This window comes from Caballeronia sp. 11_S32 (assembly GCF_056930355.1).
Genome location: NZ_JBXOWH010000003.1, coordinates 2,408,699 through 2,424,651, shown reverse-complemented (window position 1 = coordinate 2,424,651; position 15,953 = coordinate 2,408,699). Strand labels below are relative to the sequence as shown.

The following is a 15,953-nucleotide window of genomic DNA, read 5'->3' as shown; positions in this document are numbered from 1 at the left end:
TTGATGCGTCATCTTTGAAGCCCGCCGCCCAACGGTTTTCTCGCCGCGGGGCGGCGCTTATTTCGGCTACGTGAATGCGGCTCGTAACTGTCGTTCTGGTTCTGTTGCTGGTGCTGATCCAATACCCGCTCTGGTGGGGGCACGGCGGCTGGCTGCGTGTGCATGAATTGCAGCAGCAGCTCGCGCAGCAGACGGAGAAGAACACGAACCTTCGATTGCGCAACGAGCGCGTCCAGGGCGAAGTGCAGGATCTTCAAGGCGGCACGGCCGCCGTGGAAGAGCGCGCGCGCTACGAGATGGGCATGGTGAAGGACAGCGAGGTCTTCGTGCAGTTCGTCTCGCCGAATTCCACCGCGCCCGTCAATTCGGCGAACGTGCCGGGCGTCACCGGCTCGACGCGCGGTCAGGTCTCGGCGGCGCCGCTGCGCGTGGTGCCGAATCCCGTTTCGCGCTCGAAGCAGGAGTTGCGCGACATGGACAAGAAGGCGCAGAAGGAAAAAGCGGCCGAAGCGAAGAAGAAGCAGGAGGGCGCGGCGCAGTAGCGTGGCGGCTTCATCGGGCAATACAAAAAATGGCGCGGTCACATCGACCGCGCCATTTTTGTATTCGGCTTCTGCTTGCTTCTTCGCTCACCACGAGGTGCCGAAACCGGTGCCGACGCCCCAGTACGGGCCGCCACCCCAGCCGCCGCTCGAATATCCGCCATAGACCGAGACCGGCATGGGGGCGTAGAACTGCGACATCGTCTTCGCGGCGTTGCCCGCTGCTGCGGCCTGCTGCGATTCGTTCAGCGCTTGCTTGTCGATGGCGTTATAGCGTTCCATCTCCTGTTGCGGGGTCAGCGTTTGCTGAACCGCGGGCGGCGTGTCGGGCAGGCGGCTATAGATGGGCGCGGGGCCGGGCGGGTCCATCGTGCAGCCGGCGGCGAGCGCCACCCCGGCGATGCACGACGCGAGTTTCAGGTTGAGCGTTGCGGTTTTCATCTGGCGACCTCCAGCGGGTCGGACAACTAAACAAGAGCCCCATCATAGCGCGCGGCGTATATCGCGAGACACCCGCGGCGGGTGGGCGCGACGGCCGCGCGCCGTGCCTCCCGCGCGCCGGCCAATGCGACGTAACGCCCGCTGTACAAGGCTCCTGCGGGCGCTCAGTGCCGCTGGTCCGACGCCGGGCTCACGCCTTGTGAGAGTTCTTTTGCGACAAAAAGTTGCGCGACGTCGACGGCGTCGAAGTCGTAGCGCTGGTTGCAGAACTCGCAATGCACTTCGACGCTGCCGCGTTCGTCGAGCACGCTGTCGACTTCCTCACGGCCCAGCATCTTCAGCATGCCGCCCACTTTTTCGCGCGAGCACGTGCACTGGAAGCGCGCCGGCGCGGGATCGAAGTGCTGCACGTTCTCCTGCCAGAAGAGGCGCTTGAAGACCGTTTCCGGCTCTTCCTTCAGCAATTCCTCATTCGAAAGCGTGCTGCCGAGGTGGCAAACACGCTGCCAGGTGTCGGCGTCGTGCTCACCCGGATGAGGGATGATGCCGCCATCGCCCGGCAGTTTCTGAAGCAGCATGCCGACCGCGCGATCGGTATCGGCCGCGAGCCACAGGCGCGTGTCGAGCTGCTCGGAGTGATGCATGTAGTGCTCGAGCACCTCGGCCATCGACGCAAGCGGGCCATGCTCGCCCGACAGCGGCACGATGCCCTGATACGGCTGCTGCCCCGGCTTTTTATCGGCGGGATCGAGCGTGATGACGCAGCGGCCGCGCCCGTGGCGGTTCAGCAGATCGGCGAGCGACATCTCGTTCTCGAGCTCGCCCTCCACGCCTTCCGCGAGCTTGGCGGTGGCGCGCAGCGAGAGGTTCGAGTTGCACTGCACGACCAGCATCTTCACCGGGCCGTCGCCGTAGATCTGCATGACGAGCGTGCCGTCGAACTTGAGGTTCGCCGACAGGAGCGCGCAGGCGGCCATCATCTCGCCGAGCACGTTGCGCACAGCCAGCGGATAGGCGCGGCGCGCAAGCACTTCCTGCCACGTGTGGCGCAATGAGACGATCTCGCCGCGCACGGGCGCCGCGTTGAACATGAATTTCTGCAACTGGTCGTTCACAACTCTTCCTTGGGTAATGGGGCCGATGCCGTCTTGCGCGATGCTCAGCCGATGCGCACGAGCTGCGCCTTGTAATATTCGCGACGGTCGGCATAGCTTGCCGTGGCCGCGCGCATGCGGGCGATATCCGCCTCGCCGATCTCGCGCACCGCTTTCGCGGGCGAGCCGAGAATCAGCGTGTTGTCCGGGAACACCTTGCCTTCGGTGACGACCGCGCCCGCGCCAACCAGACAGTTGCGGCCGATCACCGCGCCATTCAAGACCACCGCCTGAATCCCGATCAGCGAGCCTTCCTTGATCGTGCAGCCGTGCAGCATTGCCTGATGGCCGACGGTGACGTCGTTTTCGATCGTCAGGGGAAAGCCCGGGTCCGCGTGCAGCACGGCGCCTTCCTGGACGTTGCTGCCGCGCCCGACGACGATCGGCTCGTTGTCGCCGCGCAGCGCGGCGGCGGGCCAGACGCTCGCGTTTTCCTCCAGCGTCACGCGGCCGATGATGGTCGCGGTGTCCGCGAGAAACACGCTTTCGTGGATGGTGGGGGCGTCGTCGCCGAGTTTGTAGATGGCCACATTGTCTCCTGGGCGTGGTGTCGTGAAGGTGGGGTGCGCGCTGGGCCGCGTGGCTGTGGCGCTAAAATGCGCGCCTGCCGGTGCGGCGTGATCGGCGTCATCGCGCGATCCTTGCGCCGATGCTTGCGCCGATTGTTGCGCCGATGCTTGCGCCGATGCTTGCGCCGATGCTTGCGCGTGATGCGGCGTACGCCGGGATTACCATTTTAGCTGTTTGCGACATTGGTCCGCCTGACCGCCGCATTCGCCGCCTGTTTTCGAGATAGTCCGATGCACGAGCCAACGATATTCCCCGACGCCGACAACTGCCCACGCCGCGCGGCGCTCGGCATCCTGCGCGAGCGCGAGCCCGCTGCGAAAGCGGCGCGCGCCGGCGCGCTGTGGGACGCGGTGCGCGCGGAGTCGTCGCGTATCGATCCGAGCGCCACGTTCGAGGAGCCGGGCGACTTGCCCGGACGGCCCGAGCGCCCGGAACTCGTGGAACCCTCGTCGCTGAAGCGCCGCGGCATGCAGTCGGAAGCAGGGCGTGCCGTGCTGCTGCACGCGCTCGCGCACATCGAATTCAACGCAATCAACCTCGCGCTCGACGCGGTATGGCGCTTTCCGTCGATGTCAGTTGAATTTTATCTCGACTGGTTGAAAGTGGCGGCCGAGGAAGCACATCATTTTTCGCTGCTGAGCGCGCGGCTCGCCGAGTTCGGTCATGCCTACGGCGATTTCCCCGCTCACGACGGCCTCTGGGAGATGGCGCAGCGCACGCGCGGCGATGTGCTCGCGCGCATGGCGCTCGTGCCGCGCACGCTGGAGGCGCGCGGACTCGACGCGTCGCCGCCGATCAGGAAGCGCCTCGCGCAGGCGGGCGATCACGCGTCGGCGGCGATCCTCGACGTGATCCTGCGCGATGAGATCGGGCACGTGCTGATCGGCAATCGCTGGTTCCGTTTCCTGTGCGACGGCAAGAATCTCGATCCCCACGCCACCTACGAAAGCCTCGCCGAGCGCTATCACGCGCCGAAGCTGCGCGGCCCGTTCAACTTCGAGGCCCGCCGCGACGCCGGCTTCGACGAGGCGGAGCTGCGCGCGCTCGCCGGACTCGACGACGCAAAGTAGCGCGTACATCGCCGCTATAATCGAACGATCATCCTTTTTCATCCGATCCGAGACGAGACCATGAAAGAATCGCGCTCCGAATTCGTCGATGTGCGTGGCGTGCGTCTGCACGTGCGCCGCTGGGGCTCGCCCGACGCCCCGATGCTCTTCATGCTGCACGGCTGGATGGATATCGGCGCGTCGTTCCAGTTCGTCGTCGATGCGCTCGCCGGCGACTGGCAGGTGCTCGCGCCCGATGCGCGCGGCTTCGGGCTGTCGGACTGGCCGGTCGCAGAGAAGAGCGGCGGCCATTACTATTTCCCCGATTACCTCGCCGATCTCGACGTGCTGCTCGACCACTACACGCCGGGCGCGCAGGTGAATCTCGTCGGCCACAGCATGGGCGCGAACGTGTCGCTGCTTTACGCGGGCGTGCGCCCGCAGCGCGTGCGCCGCGTCGTCGATCTGGAAGGTTTCGGGCTCGCTGCCGCGCGCGCCTCGCAGTCTCCGGGACGCATCGCGCAATGGCTCGACGATCTGCGCGCGCCGCCTGCGCTGCGCAGCTACGCGAACCTCGATGAAGTCGCCGACCGGCTCATCCGCACGAATCCGCGTCTTGCCCGCCATCGTGCGCGCTATCTCGCGCAGCACTGGTCGCGCAAGGAAGCGGACGGGCGCTTCCATCTGCTCGCCGATCCGGCGCACAAGCTGCGCGGACCGACGCTTTATCGGCTGGATGAAGTGAGCGCCGTGTGGGCGCGCGTCGAGGCGCCGGTGCTGCACGTCGAAGCGAAGGATTCGCCGGCGCTCGCGGTGTTCGCGGGGAAGATGCCCGTCGCCGAGTTCAAGACGCGCTTCGACGTGTTTCCCGACTGGCGCGAGGAAATCGTCGACGAGGCGGGTCACATGATCCATCACGACCAGCCGGAGCGCATCGCGGCGCTGATCGAGTCGTTCTGCACGTGAGCGGCGCTGCCGGAACGAAGCGACTACATAATCGGCGTGTCATGCCGATACAGTTAGAATGTGAGTGATATCCACGAGCCCATGATGAACGCCGATCTGCATTGCCACTCCACCGTGTCCGACGGCCAGTTCGCGCCCGCCGAGGTCGCGGCGCGCGCGCATGCGAACGGCGTGACGCTGTGGTCGCTCACGGATCACGATCAGCTGGGCGGGCAGGACGAAGCGCGCCAGGCCGCCGAGGCGCTCGGCATGGGCTATCTGCCCGGCGTCGAGATCTCGGTGACGTGGGCGTCGCGCACGGTGCATATCGTTGGCATGAACGTCGATCCGGCGAACGAAGCGCTGCGCAACGGGCTCGCGTCCACACGCAACGGGCGCGCGGCGCGCGGCGTCGCGATCGGCGAGGCACTCGCCGCGGTCGGCATTCCGAATGCCTACGAAGGCGCGCTGCGCTTCACCGACGATCCCGACATGATCTCGCGCACGCACTTCGCGCGCTTTCTGGTGGAAGCGGGCTACGCGCAGTCCACCTCCGACGTCTTCGCGCGTTATCTCGGTGAAGGCAAGCCGGGTTACGTCGGACATCGCTGGGCGAAACTCGCGGACGCGATGAAGTGGATCAAGGATGCGGGCGGCGAGCCGATCATCGCGCATCCGGGGCGCTACGACTACACGCCGGTCCAGTTCGCCGCGCTCTTCGACGAGTTCATCCAGCTCGGCGGCCGCGCGATCGAGGTCGTGACGGGCAGCCACACGCCCGATCAATACCGCGAATACGCCGATGTCGCGCGCCGCTACGGTTTCGAGGCGTCGCGCGGCTCGGACTTCCACGGAGCGGGCGAAGGGCGCGTCGATCTCGGCCTGCTGCCGCCGCTGCCCGACGATCTCACGCCTGTCTGGGAGCGCTGGCTTTAGCGCTTTCCCGCGTGCGAGCCTCTTTCGCCTCGCGCGCACGGTCTTTGCATCAATGGTGATTTTCCGCACGCATCACGCGTGAAGGCGCGCTCGCGCACTGGCTCGCGCCGCGCCCGACCTTCGCGAAAACGATCGAAACAACAAGGCGTCGCCATGTCTCAATTCTTTCGCATTCATCCGGACAATCCGCAGCCGCGGCTCATCAACCAGGCCGTGCAGATCATCAAGGACGGCGGGCTCGTCGCGCTGCCGACGGATTCGAGCTACGCGCTCGGCTGCCATCTCGACGATAAAGACGCGGTCGAGCGCCTGCGACGTATACGCGGCATCGACGACAAACAGCTTCTGTCGCTGCTCGTTCGCGATCTCTCCGAGCTGTCCAATTTCGCGATGGTCGACAACCAGCAGTACCGGCTGATCAAATCGGTGACGCCGGGCCCGTACGTGTTCGTGCTGCAGGCGACGAAGGAAGTGCCGCGCCGGCTCTCGCATCCATCACGCAAGACGATCGGGCTGCGCGTGCCGGATCACGCGATCACGCTTGCGTTGCTGGAGGCGCTCGGCGAGCCGCTGCTGGCATCGACGCTGATCCTGCCGCCCGATACCGAGCCGCTCAACGATCCCGAGGAAATCCGCGAGCGCCTGGAACGGCAGATCGAGCTCGTGATCGATTCCGGCGCGTGTCCGGCGGAACCTTCGACGGTGATCGACCTTTCATCGGGGGAGCCAGTGCTCGTGCGCGCGGGGAGAGGCAGTCTCGAACCGTTCGGGCTCACGGCGTAAGCGCCGCGCAGTAGCGCACACGGGCATAAGACCCGAATAAGCGTTCTCGCACATCATGGGGCGAAATCGTGCGCGCCCGGCCTGATTGCGCGCATCGGAACAGACCTGCCTGCTTGATACAATACCGTCCTATGGATCCTTCCCTGATACAAACCATCGCGGTCTACGCGCTCCCGGTGATCTTCGCGATCACGCTGCACGAGGCCGCGCATGGCTATGCCGCGCGTCTGCTCGGCGACAACACGGCCTACGTGCTGGGCCGCGTTTCCATGAATCCGATGCGCCATATCGATCCGATCGGCACGATCGTGATTCCAATCGTCCTGTACTTCGTGACGAGCGGCGCGTTCATGTTCGGCTACGCGAAGCCCGTGCCGGTGGCGTTCGGCAATCTGCGCAATCCGCGCTGGGGCAGCCTGTGGGTCGCGGCGGCGGGCCCCGGCAGCAACTTCGTGCAGGCAATCGTCTGGGGCGTGATCGCGGTGCTGCTCGCGGCCTTTCACGTCGACGAGCCATTTGTCACGCGCATGGCCGCCGCGGGCGTCGGCGTGAATCTCGTGCTCGGCGTGCTGAACCTCTTTCCCTTGCCGCCGCTCGACGGCGGACGCGTGGTCATGGCGCTGCTGCCGGTGCGCGCGTCGATCGCGTTCTCGAAGCTCGAGCCTTACGGCTTCTTCATCGTGATGGCGCTCGTCGTGACCGGCGTGCTGACGCGCTTCTGGCTGAGCCCGCTCGTGAACGTCGGTTATACGGCGGTGTCGGCTATTCTGAATCCCCTCGCTTCACTCTTTCCATAACATCATGTTCCCTGACCGTATCTTCTCCGGCATGCGGCCCACCGGGTCGCTGCACCTCGGCCACTATCACGGCGTGCTGAAAAACTGGGTGCGGCTGCAGTCCGAATACCCGTGCTTCTTCGCCGTGGTCGACTGGCACGCGCTCACGACGCACTACGAGACGCCCGAGGTCATCGAGAAAAACGTCTGGGAAGTGCTCATCGACTGGCTGGCATCGGGCATCGATCCGGCGCAGGCGACGCTCTTCATCCAGAGCCGCGTGCCCGAGCACGCCGAGCTCTCGCTGCTGCTCGGCATGGGCACGCCGCTTGGCTGGCTCGAACGCGTGCCGACCTACAAGGAGCAGATCGAGAAGCTGAGGGAGAAGGATCTCTCCACTTACGGCTTCCTCGGCTATCCGGTGCTGATGGCGGCGGACATCCTGCTGTATCGCGCGTCGCTCGTGCCGGTCGGCGAGGATCAGGTGCCGCACGTCGAGATGACGCGCGAGATCGCACGCCGCTTCAACTATCTCTACGGCCGCGAGCCGGGCTTCGAAGAAAAGGCGATGGAAGCCGCGAAGAAGCTCGGCGGCAAGCGCTCGAAGCTGTATCACGAGTTGCGCGTCGCGTACCAGCAGGAAGGCGACGACGAAGCGCTCGAGCAAGCGCGCGCGATGCTGCAGGAATCGCAAAGCCTGTCGATGAGCGACCGCGAGCGCCTGTTCGGCTATCTCGAAGGCTCGCGCAAGATCATCCTCGTCGAGCCGCAGGTGCTGCTGACCGAAGCGTCGCGCATGCCGGGCCTCGACGGGCAGAAGATGTCGAAGTCCTACGGCAATACCATCGGGCTGCGCGAGGACGCGGCGACCATCGAGCAGAAGGTTCGCAAGATGCCGACCGACCCGGCGCGCGTGCGGCGCACCGACCCGGGCGATCCGGACAAGTGCCCGGTGTGGAAGCTGCACGAGGTCTACACCGACGAAGCCACGCATCAATGGGTGCAAAAGGGCTGCCGCAGCGCCGGTATCGGCTGTCTGGAGTGCAAGCAGCCGGTGATCGAAGGCATTCTGCGCGAGCAGCAGCCGATGCTCGAGCGCGCGCAGAAGTACATGGACGATCCGTCGCTGTTGCGCGCGATCGTCGCGGACGGCTGCGACAAGGCCCGCAAGTTCGCCACCGAGACGATGCGCGAAGTGCGCGAGGCCATGGGCCTGTCCTACAACTGATGGAAGGCGCGCCGAGTCCGTGGGTCGAGCGCTGGGCGCATCTGGTTGCGCCGAGCGGCGCGGTGCTCGATGTGGCATCGGGCCGCGGCCGGCACGCGCGCTGGTTCGCCGCGCGTGGCTTTTCCGTGCTTGCTGTCGATCGCGACGCCGACGCGCTGGCGTCGATGCCGCCAGGCGAGGGCATCGAAACAGTGTCCGCCGATATCGAAAACGCGCCTTGGCCGCTTTCGAACGACCGAACGTTCGACGCGGTCGTCGTGACGAACTATCTGCATCGGCCGCTGTTCGGGCATTTGATGGACGCGCTCGCGCCCGGTGGCGTGCTGATCTACGAAACCTTCGCGGCGGGCAACGGCAGCATTGGCAAGCCGTCGAATCCGGCGTTTTTGCTGGAACCCGGCGAACTGCTCGAAACAGTCAGAGGGCGGCTGCGCGTGATCGCGTACGAGGACGGATTTCTCGACGATCCTCGTCCTGCCTATGTGCAGCGGATTTGCGCGGTTCGCGTATCGCGGTCAGCGGAAAATGCGCTCACGATTGGTAACACACCCCCGGGTCCGCCACGTTACGCGCTGACCGGCTAATCCGCTACAATCGCGTAATATCGCTTTTTGCGATTAAATTCACGATTAAATTCATAGAGTTTCATGACAAACGGAACACACGGCGGCATCCAGATCCGCGGCAGCATTCCTGCCATCGTCACACCGATGCACGAGGACGGTAGTCTCGATCTGCCGGCGTTTCGAAAACTGATCGACTGGCACGTCGAGCAAGGCTCGAACGGTCTCGTCGTGGTCGGCACGAGCGGCGAATCGGCCACGCTGTCGGTCGAAGAGCACATCCTCATGATCCAGACGGCCGTCGAGCACACGGCCAGGCGTTTCCCGATCATCGCGGGCGCGGGCGGCAATTCGACCGCGGAAGCCATCGAGCTCTCCAAGCACGCGAAGAAGGTCGGCGCCGACGCCACGCTCCAGGTCGTCCCGTATTACAACAAGCCGACGCAGGAAGGCATGTATCGCCACTTCAAGGCGATCGCTGAAGCGGTGGATCTTCCCGTGCTGCTCTACAACGTGCCGGGCCGCACCGTCGCCGACATGAGCAACGAGACGATCCTGCGCCTCGCCGACGTGCCGGGCATCATCGGCGTGAAGGAAGCGACGGGCAACATCGACCGTGCGGCGCATCTCATCAAGCACGCGCCGGCGAATTTCTCGATCTTCAGCGGTGACGATCCCACGGCCATCGCGCTAATGCTGCTCGGCGGCCACGGCAACATCTCGGTGACGGCCAACGTCGCGCCGAAGGAAATGAGCCAGCTTTGCCGCGCCGCGCTGGAAGGCGACGCCATCACCGCGCGCCGCATCCATCTGAAGCTGCTGTCGCTGCACAAGCAACTCTTCTGCGAATCGAATCCGATTCCGGCCAAGTGGGCGCTCGCCGAACTGGGCCGCATGGAAGGCGGCATCCGTCTGCCGCTCACGCCGCTCGACGCGCGCTATCACGACGTGGTGCGTGACGCGTTGCGCGATTCCGGGCTTCTCGCCTGATCACATGCGGCGGCGCCCGAGTCCAAAGAATCGAAAGCCCGTGCCGCCGCAAGTGATCGAGATGAACCTCACCGTCAGCCATCAACCGCCGCTCATTGGCCTCAACATTCGTCTCGCCGACCCGCTCCGGTAGAGCGGGGCCGGCGCGAGGCAATGCGTCATCAGCAGCAAAGAAGGACCTCATGAAACGTTCCGCTCTTCTTACTCAAGCCAAACGCCTGAGCGTGTTGTCGCTCGGCGCCAGCGCGCTCTTCGCGCTCGCGGGTTGCGATACGCTCAACGACTGGCTCGCGCCGGATCGCGTCAACTACAAGGCTGCTGAAACCGCACCCTCGCTCAGCGTGCCGTCGGATCTGTCCACCGCCGACATCAGCCAGCGCTATGCCGCGCCGCCGAAGATCAACGCGCTGGGCGGCGCCGCGGAGCGCTCGGTCACGCCGGCGGGCAACGCGACGCTCGGCGTGCCGAACACGCAGGACCCGTACGGCATGCACGTCGAGAGCGACGGCGACCGCCGCTGGCTCGTCGTCGACGGCCGCTCGCCCGATCAGATCTGGGGACCGCTGAAGGAGTTCTGGGAAGAGAACGGCTTCACGCTCAAGACCGACGCGCCGCAGACCGGCATCATGTCCACCGACTGGGCCGAGAACCGCGCAAATATTCCGAACGACTGGTTCCGCAACAGCGTGGGCAAGCTGCTCGACTTCGCTTATTCGTCGGGCACGCGCGACATGTTCCGCACGCAGGTGGACCGCGCATCCGACGGCTCGACGGACATCTCCGTTACGCACAGCGCGATGGAAGAAGTGCTGACGGGGCAGGACAAGACGTCGTCGCGCTGGGAAGCGCGTCCGCGCAATCCGCAGCTCGAAGCCGCGGTCCTCACGAAGATGATGCAGAAGTTCGGCCTCACTGAAAAGCAGTCGCAGAAGTTGATGGCAGAGGCGCGTCCGTCGGGCGCGAAGGTGGCGGTGGCCCAGAGCGCGGGCGGCTCCACGCTCGATCTCGCCGAGCCCTTCGATCGCGCATGGCTGCGCGTGGGCCTCGCGCTCGATCGCACCAACTTCACGGTCGACAATCGCGATCGCGACAAGGGCATTTACTACGTCCATTATTCGGACTCCATGGCGGAGCTGAAAAAAGACGGCCTCTTCGGCAAGTTCTTCTCGGGCAACACGCCGAAGCCCACGCGTCAGTTCCTCGTCAATGTGAAGCCGAAGGCGGACTCGCTCACGCAAGTGGGCGTGATCGATGCGAACGGTCAGCCGGACACCTCGTCCGATGCGCAGCGCATCGTGTCCTTGCTGCATGCTCAGTTGAACTAGACGACGCGCGTCATATTCAGTCGATCATGAGTTCATTGTGAGATTCGCCAGTCTCGGCAGCGGCAGCGAGGGCAATGCATTGCTCGTCGAGGCATCGAGCGGCACGACCACGACGCGCGTGCTGCTCGATTGCGGTTTTTCCGGCAAGGAAGTCGAGCGCCGTCTCGCGCGCCTCGATTGCCGCGCCGAGGATCTCGACGCCATCGTCATCACGCACGAGCACACGGACCATATCGGCAGCGCGCTGACACTCGCGCGCCGATGGTCCATTCCACTGCACATGAGTTGGGGCACGGCGCGCGCGATTGGCGCCGATGAAGCCAACGTCGAACTGAACGTGTTATGGGGCGACGAGAGCGTCGCCATCGGCGATCTGAGCGTGCTGCCGTACACCGTGCCTCACGATGCCCGCGAGCCCCTGCAATACGTGTTCTCCGACGGCGCGTGCCGCCTCGGCGTCTTGACGGACGTCGGCGGGTCGACGCCGCATATCACGAATGTGCTGAGCGGCTGTGACGCGCTCGTGCTCGAATCCAATCACGATGTCGAGATGCTCGCCGCGAGCCGCTATCCGCCCTCGCTGAAGGCGCGCATCGGCGGGACTCACGGACACCTGAATAATGAAGCGGCGGCGGCCATTCTGGCGTCGCTCGATCGTTCCAGGCTGCGTCATCTCGTGGCCGCTCATCTCAGCCAGCAAAACAATCTGCCGCATCTGGCGCAGGCCGCCCTTGCGGCGGTCGTGGGCGCCTCGGCTGTCGACGTGGTCGTCGCGACGCAGGCGGAAGGCTTCGACTGGCTCACGCTGTGACGAGCCGCGCGTGAGCTAGAAGCTGCGCGCAAAGCAGATATGAAAAAACCGGCCCAAGAGCCGGTTTTTTCGTTGGCGGGCCGCTCGGAGCGGCCCCAAGGCGCAGCGCCACAATGTGGCGCCGATACGCCTTACTGGCTTGCGCCCGATGCCGGAGCTGCGGTAGCAGCCGAAGCAGCAGCGTCCGAAGCCGCGCCAGCAGCCGAAGCTGCGTCGCTAGCAGCGGCCGAAGCGCTCGATGCAGCAGCGTTTGCGTCCGAAGCAGCAGCAGCCGGAGCCGAAGCTGCCGGCGCTTCGCTTGCAGCGCTCGGAGCAGCCGTTTCGCTAGACTTGTTGCATGCAGCCAGAGCAACAGCAGCCAACAGGGATGCTACGAGGAGGGATTTCTTCATGATCACGTCCTTTTATGGTTAAAGGTAAGCAACAGCGCAAAGTACCGGTAATGTGTGCTCCAACACCGACCTGGGCCGCTGTGGAGACTCACAATTCTTTTTTGTGTGAGACTTCCTACGGCTTGGCCGGAAATTATAGGCACTTTCGTAACGACCGTCGATAAATCAGGGGCCGATACGTTGTCTTTCTCATACAAACTTTCATATTGCGGAACAGCAAAATTCTAGCATCCGCAGCGTGCCGGGAAGTCTCGTGAAGGCAAGCCTGTCAAGGCAAAGCGCCCATCCGAATCCAGCCCGCACGATACCATTCGTGCAGCAGCGCTGTCATTGACGATTCGTCTGTAAGTGTTACAAAGCGTTTCGCCTCTAGACGACGAGTATCGGCCAATTCCGGGAGCCACTTTTTAAGCTTCGACGACAAGACCGCGGCTTCGCCATTTACGAAATATGACCGTGCGTCGTACAGCAAAATAGTCTTTCTATCCAGCCTCAGACCAGATTTTTTCGCCTGAGCGACAAATTTTTGCTCATTCAGCGCGCGCTCCGGCGAGTCGAATACGACGTTGGCTTTCGGCTCACTCAAATAGGTGCCCAGAAACGCGGCGATGTCCTTTTCGTTCCAGTCCACGTTCGCAAGGATCGCGCCAACGCGCTCGATCAGAAGGCCGGGCAGGGCGGCCGGACTTGATACGGGCTCCTGAGCCGGATCGCGATAGCGCGCGTTCGCACGGGCGTTGTCGGATGCATCCTCCGCGCGCTCCGCGAGGTGATACAGAAACTGTGCCGTGAGCTCATGCGCGGAGGGCGCGCGAAAGCCGATGGATGCCGTCATGCATTCGCCCTCGGCGATGCCGTCGTGCGCGATGTGCGGCGGCAGATAGAGCATGTCGCCCGGCTCCAGCACCCACTCTTCCTCGGGCTCGAAGTGCTGTAAAACTTTCAACGGCAGTCCGGGTTTTAGCGAAAGGTCGCGCTGCGCGCCGATGCGCCAGCGGCGCTTGCCATGAACCTGAAGCAGAAAGACGTCATAAGAGTCGAAGTGCGGTCCGACACCGCCGCCATCCGTGGCATACGAGATCATCAGATCGTCGAGGCGCGCGTCGGGGATGAAGCGGAACCGGTTCATCAGCGCGTGCGCGCGGTCGTCGTGCAGGTTCACGCCTTGCACGAGCAGGGTCCATTCGCGCTTCCTGATCGAAGGCAGTTCGTCGGGTGCGAATGGGCCGTGCTCCAGATTCCACGTATTGCGGAAATGTGTGATGAGACGGGACTCGACGTCATCGAGATCGGCGAGCTCGAAGAGTTCGTCGCGCTGCAGCGGGGCCGCGATGCCGGGAATCGCCTGGCGGATCAAAAGCGGCTTTTTCTGCCAGTAACGCCGCATGAACTGTCGCGGCGTGCGGTTGCCCAACAAGGGCGTGAGTTCGTCTGGCAAGGGCGCGCGAGCGTGCTCGGGAAGGCCGGAAACGGGGGAAGGTGTTGCGTATTGTGGCCGCTTGGGCATCGTATAATCGAGGCTTGTATCTTGGAGGATCCAATGAAAATTGCGAAAGACACTGTCGTTTCGGTCGCGTACAAGCTATCGGATGCGCAAGGCAATCTGATTGAGGAGAGCGACGAGCCGATGGTCTATCTGCACGGCGGCTATGATGGCACGTTCCCCAAGATCGAGGAAGCGCTCGACGGCCACGAGGCGGGCTATGAAACGCTCATTCAGCTCGAGCCGCAGGATGCGTTCGGCGAATACGATCCCGAACTCGTGAAGATCGAAGAGCGCAGCCGCTTTCCCGAGCCGCTGGAAGTCGGTATGCAGTTCGAAGGCACGCCGGAAGACGGCGACGACGACATCGACTCGCTCATCTACACCGTGACCGATGTCGCCGAAGACAAAGTCGTGCTCGACGGCAATCATCCGCTCGCGGGCATGGCGCTGCGTTTTGCGCTGTCGGTGCAGGAAGTGCGCACGGCGACCGACGACGAGATCGAGCATCAGCATGCGCATGGCGCTGACGGCTTGCACGTCGTCGACGAGGACGAAGAGGACGATGACGACGAACCGCGCAAGGATGCGGGTCCCACGCTTCACTGAGGGCATGGGCCCATGAAAAAAGCGCAGCCGCGGCTGCGCTTTTTTATTGCCCGCCCGGCTTGCTCCTGTCGTCGCTCCTGGGAGCTGGCGGCGCGCCGTTCTGCGCACCCGATGCGGGCACCGGATAGATCGGCGGCAGCGCTTGCGGCGGTGTGAGGATCGGCGGCAGGTCGGAGGCCGGAAGGGGCATCGACGGCGGCGGTGGCAGCGATTCGGGCAGATCGTTGCGCGGCATCGCGGGCGGCATCGATGCGGGCAACGTGGACTGCGGCGCGGGGTACGGAGCAGGGTACGGCACATACGGCATGCTCGATTGCGCGGGCGTTTCCGGCGCCGGCGCGGCCGGTTCGCGCGTGCGTGACTCCTTCACATCGCGCACGCGCAGGCGAAACGGCGGATGCCATTGCGCATCGCTTTGCACTTCGAGCCATTGCGATTGCGGCTTCCTGAACGCGACCGCCACGCGCGTGAGATTCGTGACGGTCAAGCCCTTGTCGTTGCGCAACGGTTGATCGATATGAAAGCCGTTGGGCTCGGGCGCATCCGTGCCGTGAATCACGATGACCGGCCCGCGAAACAGCTCCGCCGATTTCACGAGGCTGCGCTTCAATTCCAGAAAGCCGTCGCGCGGCTGGTTCGAGTGCGAGAAGCGCAGCCAGGCAAAACGGTCGCGCTTTTCGTAGCGCGAAAAATCCGGATCGCCCTGAAGCAGGATGACGAGCGCGCGCATGTCGCTGCGCCGCGCCGATTCCGCCGCATGTTCGAGCCAGAAGGTCGTGGCGACGGCGCGGTCTTCGAACTCGCCGTTGCGCCCGCCCGCGGTCAGATAGTGATTGTTCGGACTCGGCACGTTGAGGCCGATGAACGCGATGCCTTGCGCCTGCCAGCGCACGATTTCCCGGAACGTGCGAAAGCGCGCCACATCGCTTTCGCGCGAGAGCGTGAGCGGCGTCTGGCCGAGCGCGGTTGCATCGATGAAGAAAAGCTGACGCACGAAATCGAGCCGCTCGACGGGATCGTAGGCGCCCGCGTGCGCGAGGCCGCAATCGGCCCAGTCGTGCTGGCCGAGCAGCAGGACGAGCGGCGTGCGCGACGCGTCCAGCAAGTCGTGGCGCGATTGATAGACGCTGTCGCGGCACGGTTCGGCGTTGCCCTTGAAATTGCCGTCGTAGACGATGAACGCGATGTTGCCGTCGCGCCCGATGGCGTCCAGCATGCGGCGCACCGGCGCTTCGTCGGCGGGACGCGTGAGTGCGTCGGAGATCACGGCGAAGGCGAGCGGCGCATTGCCCTCGGCCTGCGCGTGAGCGATCGCGCCGCACGCGAGCGCGAGCGCGACCGTCATCCTCAAGGCGC

Annotated in this window: 18 protein-coding genes; 12 read left to right on the top strand and 6 right to left on the bottom strand. The window is 64.5% G+C overall.

The annotated features are described in order from the left end of the window. Positions 1-74: 74 nt before the first annotated feature. Complete coding sequence (ftsB, locus tag AC1Z32_RS23000; protein WP_062601396.1) at positions 75-542, top strand: cell division protein FtsB; 468 nt, start codon at positions 75-77, stop codon at positions 540-542. 87 nt (positions 543-629) lie between these two features. Here ftsB and AC1Z32_RS22995 read toward each other — a convergent pair whose 3' ends face one another. The 3 genes from AC1Z32_RS22995 to AC1Z32_RS22985 form a co-directional block, all read right to left on the bottom strand. Beyond that, positions 630-983, bottom strand: coding sequence for a hypothetical protein (locus tag AC1Z32_RS22995; protein WP_483480846.1), 354 nt, complete (start codon positions 981-983; stop codon positions 630-632). A gap of 164 nt (positions 984-1,147) precedes the next feature. Continuing rightward, a complete protein-coding gene (gene hslO / locus AC1Z32_RS22990; RefSeq protein WP_483480844.1) occupies positions 1,148-2,098 on the bottom strand; it encodes an Hsp33 family molecular chaperone HslO in 951 nt (316 codons plus the stop codon). 44 nt (positions 2,099-2,142) lie between these two features. Beyond that, on the bottom strand, positions 2,143-2,667 hold the full coding sequence (locus tag AC1Z32_RS22985) for a gamma carbonic anhydrase family protein (RefSeq protein WP_061123873.1): 525 nt from the start codon (positions 2,665-2,667) through the stop codon (positions 2,143-2,145). Between the two features lie 270 nt (positions 2,668-2,937). Between AC1Z32_RS22985 and AC1Z32_RS22980 the strand changes: the two genes are divergently transcribed. From AC1Z32_RS22980 to AC1Z32_RS22935, 10 genes are all read left to right on the top strand, one after another. After that, on the top strand, positions 2,938-3,777 hold the full coding sequence (locus AC1Z32_RS22980) for a ferritin-like domain-containing protein (RefSeq protein WP_483480842.1): 840 nt from the start codon (positions 2,938-2,940) through the stop codon (positions 3,775-3,777). A gap of 60 nt (positions 3,778-3,837) precedes the next feature. Then, the gene (locus AC1Z32_RS22975; RefSeq protein WP_483480840.1) at positions 3,838-4,722 is read left to right on the top strand and encodes an alpha/beta fold hydrolase; all 885 of its coding nucleotides are present in this window, start codon (positions 3,838-3,840) and stop codon (positions 4,720-4,722) included. Positions 4,723-4,806: 84 nt separating this feature from the next. Next, positions 4,807-5,637, top strand: a complete 831-nt coding sequence (locus AC1Z32_RS22970; protein ID WP_483480838.1) for a 3',5'-nucleoside bisphosphate phosphatase — start codon at positions 4,807-4,809, stop codon at positions 5,635-5,637. Positions 5,638-5,790: 153 nt separating this feature from the next. Next, a complete protein-coding gene (locus AC1Z32_RS22965; protein ID WP_483480836.1) occupies positions 5,791-6,420 on the top strand; it encodes an L-threonylcarbamoyladenylate synthase in 630 nt (209 codons plus the stop codon). A gap of 131 nt (positions 6,421-6,551) precedes the next feature. Then, positions 6,552-7,217 (top strand): site-2 protease family protein, encoded by a 666-nt coding sequence (locus tag AC1Z32_RS22960; protein WP_483480834.1) that lies wholly within the window; start codon positions 6,552-6,554, stop codon positions 7,215-7,217. A gap of 4 nt (positions 7,218-7,221) precedes the next feature. Continuing rightward, positions 7,222-8,424 carry a tryptophan--tRNA ligase gene (locus tag AC1Z32_RS22955; RefSeq protein ID WP_062601388.1) on the top strand — a complete coding sequence of 401 codons (1,203 nt, stop codon included), beginning with the start codon at positions 7,222-7,224 and terminating at the stop codon, positions 8,422-8,424. After that, positions 8,424-9,008: a class I SAM-dependent methyltransferase gene (locus AC1Z32_RS22950; RefSeq protein ID WP_483480832.1), complete on the top strand. Its 585-nt coding sequence runs from the start codon at positions 8,424-8,426 to the stop codon at positions 9,006-9,008. The genes AC1Z32_RS22955 and AC1Z32_RS22950 overlap by 1 nt, the downstream gene beginning before the upstream one ends. 63 nt (positions 9,009-9,071) lie before the next feature. Continuing rightward, on the top strand, positions 9,072-9,977 hold the full coding sequence (gene dapA / locus AC1Z32_RS22945) for a 4-hydroxy-tetrahydrodipicolinate synthase (protein WP_483480830.1): 906 nt from the start codon (positions 9,072-9,074) through the stop codon (positions 9,975-9,977). A gap of 182 nt (positions 9,978-10,159) precedes the next feature. Next, on the top strand, positions 10,160-11,302 hold the full coding sequence (bamC, locus tag AC1Z32_RS22940; RefSeq protein ID WP_483480828.1) for an outer membrane protein assembly factor BamC: 1,143 nt from the start codon (positions 10,160-10,162) through the stop codon (positions 11,300-11,302). A gap of 37 nt (positions 11,303-11,339) precedes the next feature. Beyond that, the gene (locus tag AC1Z32_RS22935) at positions 11,340-12,113 is read left to right on the top strand and encodes an MBL fold metallo-hydrolase (RefSeq protein ID WP_483480826.1); all 774 of its coding nucleotides are present in this window, start codon (positions 11,340-11,342) and stop codon (positions 12,111-12,113) included. Between the two features lie 131 nt (positions 12,114-12,244). On the opposite strand, the gene AC1Z32_RS22930 is transcribed toward AC1Z32_RS22935, so the two are convergent. Beyond that, positions 12,245-12,505, bottom strand: a complete 261-nt coding sequence (locus tag AC1Z32_RS22930; protein WP_074173366.1) for a hypothetical protein — start codon at positions 12,503-12,505, stop codon at positions 12,245-12,247. A gap of 268 nt (positions 12,506-12,773) precedes the next feature. Beyond that, positions 12,774-14,012, bottom strand: coding sequence for a JmjC domain-containing protein (locus tag AC1Z32_RS22925; RefSeq protein WP_483480824.1), 1,239 nt, complete (start codon positions 14,010-14,012; stop codon positions 12,774-12,776). A 33-nt stretch (positions 14,013-14,045) separates the two neighbouring features. On the opposite strand from AC1Z32_RS22925, the gene AC1Z32_RS22920 reads away from it, so the two are divergent. Next, positions 14,046-14,597 (top strand): FKBP-type peptidyl-prolyl cis-trans isomerase, encoded by a 552-nt coding sequence (locus AC1Z32_RS22920; RefSeq protein WP_483480822.1) that lies wholly within the window; start codon positions 14,046-14,048, stop codon positions 14,595-14,597. 43 nt (positions 14,598-14,640) lie between these two features. Here the strand turns inward: AC1Z32_RS22920 and AC1Z32_RS22915 are convergent, their stop codons facing one another. Continuing rightward, on the bottom strand, positions 14,641-15,942 hold the full coding sequence (locus AC1Z32_RS22915) for a hypothetical protein (RefSeq protein WP_483480820.1): 1,302 nt from the start codon (positions 15,940-15,942) through the stop codon (positions 14,641-14,643). Positions 15,943-15,953 lie beyond the last annotated feature (11 nt).

Coding starts and splice junctions, on each gene's coding strand:
- ftsB (WP_062601396.1), top strand. CDS start 75: ATGCGGCTCGTAACTGTCGTTCTGGTTCTGTTGCTGGTGCTGATCCAA.
- AC1Z32_RS22995 (WP_483480846.1), bottom strand. CDS start 983: ATGAAAACCGCAACGCTCAACCTGAAACTCGCGTCGTGCATCGCCGGG.
- AC1Z32_RS22980 (WP_483480842.1), top strand. CDS start 2,938: ATGCACGAGCCAACGATATTCCCCGACGCCGACAACTGCCCACGCCGC.
- AC1Z32_RS22975 (WP_483480840.1), top strand. CDS start 3,838: ATGAAAGAATCGCGCTCCGAATTCGTCGATGTGCGTGGCGTGCGTCTG.
- AC1Z32_RS22970 (WP_483480838.1), top strand. CDS start 4,807: ATGAACGCCGATCTGCATTGCCACTCCACCGTGTCCGACGGCCAGTTC.
- AC1Z32_RS22965 (WP_483480836.1), top strand. CDS start 5,791: ATGTCTCAATTCTTTCGCATTCATCCGGACAATCCGCAGCCGCGGCTC.
- AC1Z32_RS22960 (WP_483480834.1), top strand. CDS start 6,552: ATGGATCCTTCCCTGATACAAACCATCGCGGTCTACGCGCTCCCGGTG.
- AC1Z32_RS22955 (WP_062601388.1), top strand. CDS start 7,222: ATGTTCCCTGACCGTATCTTCTCCGGCATGCGGCCCACCGGGTCGCTG.
- AC1Z32_RS22950 (WP_483480832.1), top strand. CDS start 8,424: ATGGAAGGCGCGCCGAGTCCGTGGGTCGAGCGCTGGGCGCATCTGGTT.
- dapA (WP_483480830.1), top strand. CDS start 9,072: ATGACAAACGGAACACACGGCGGCATCCAGATCCGCGGCAGCATTCCT.
- bamC (WP_483480828.1), top strand. CDS start 10,160: ATGAAACGTTCCGCTCTTCTTACTCAAGCCAAACGCCTGAGCGTGTTG.
- AC1Z32_RS22930 (WP_074173366.1), bottom strand. CDS start 12,505: ATGAAGAAATCCCTCCTCGTAGCATCCCTGTTGGCTGCTGTTGCTCTG.
- AC1Z32_RS22925 (WP_483480824.1), bottom strand. CDS start 14,012: ATGCCCAAGCGGCCACAATACGCAACACCTTCCCCCGTTTCCGGCCTT.
- AC1Z32_RS22920 (WP_483480822.1), top strand. CDS start 14,046: ATGAAAATTGCGAAAGACACTGTCGTTTCGGTCGCGTACAAGCTATCG.
- AC1Z32_RS22915 (WP_483480820.1), bottom strand. CDS start 15,942: ATGACGGTCGCGCTCGCGCTCGCGTGCGGCGCGATCGCTCACGCGCAG.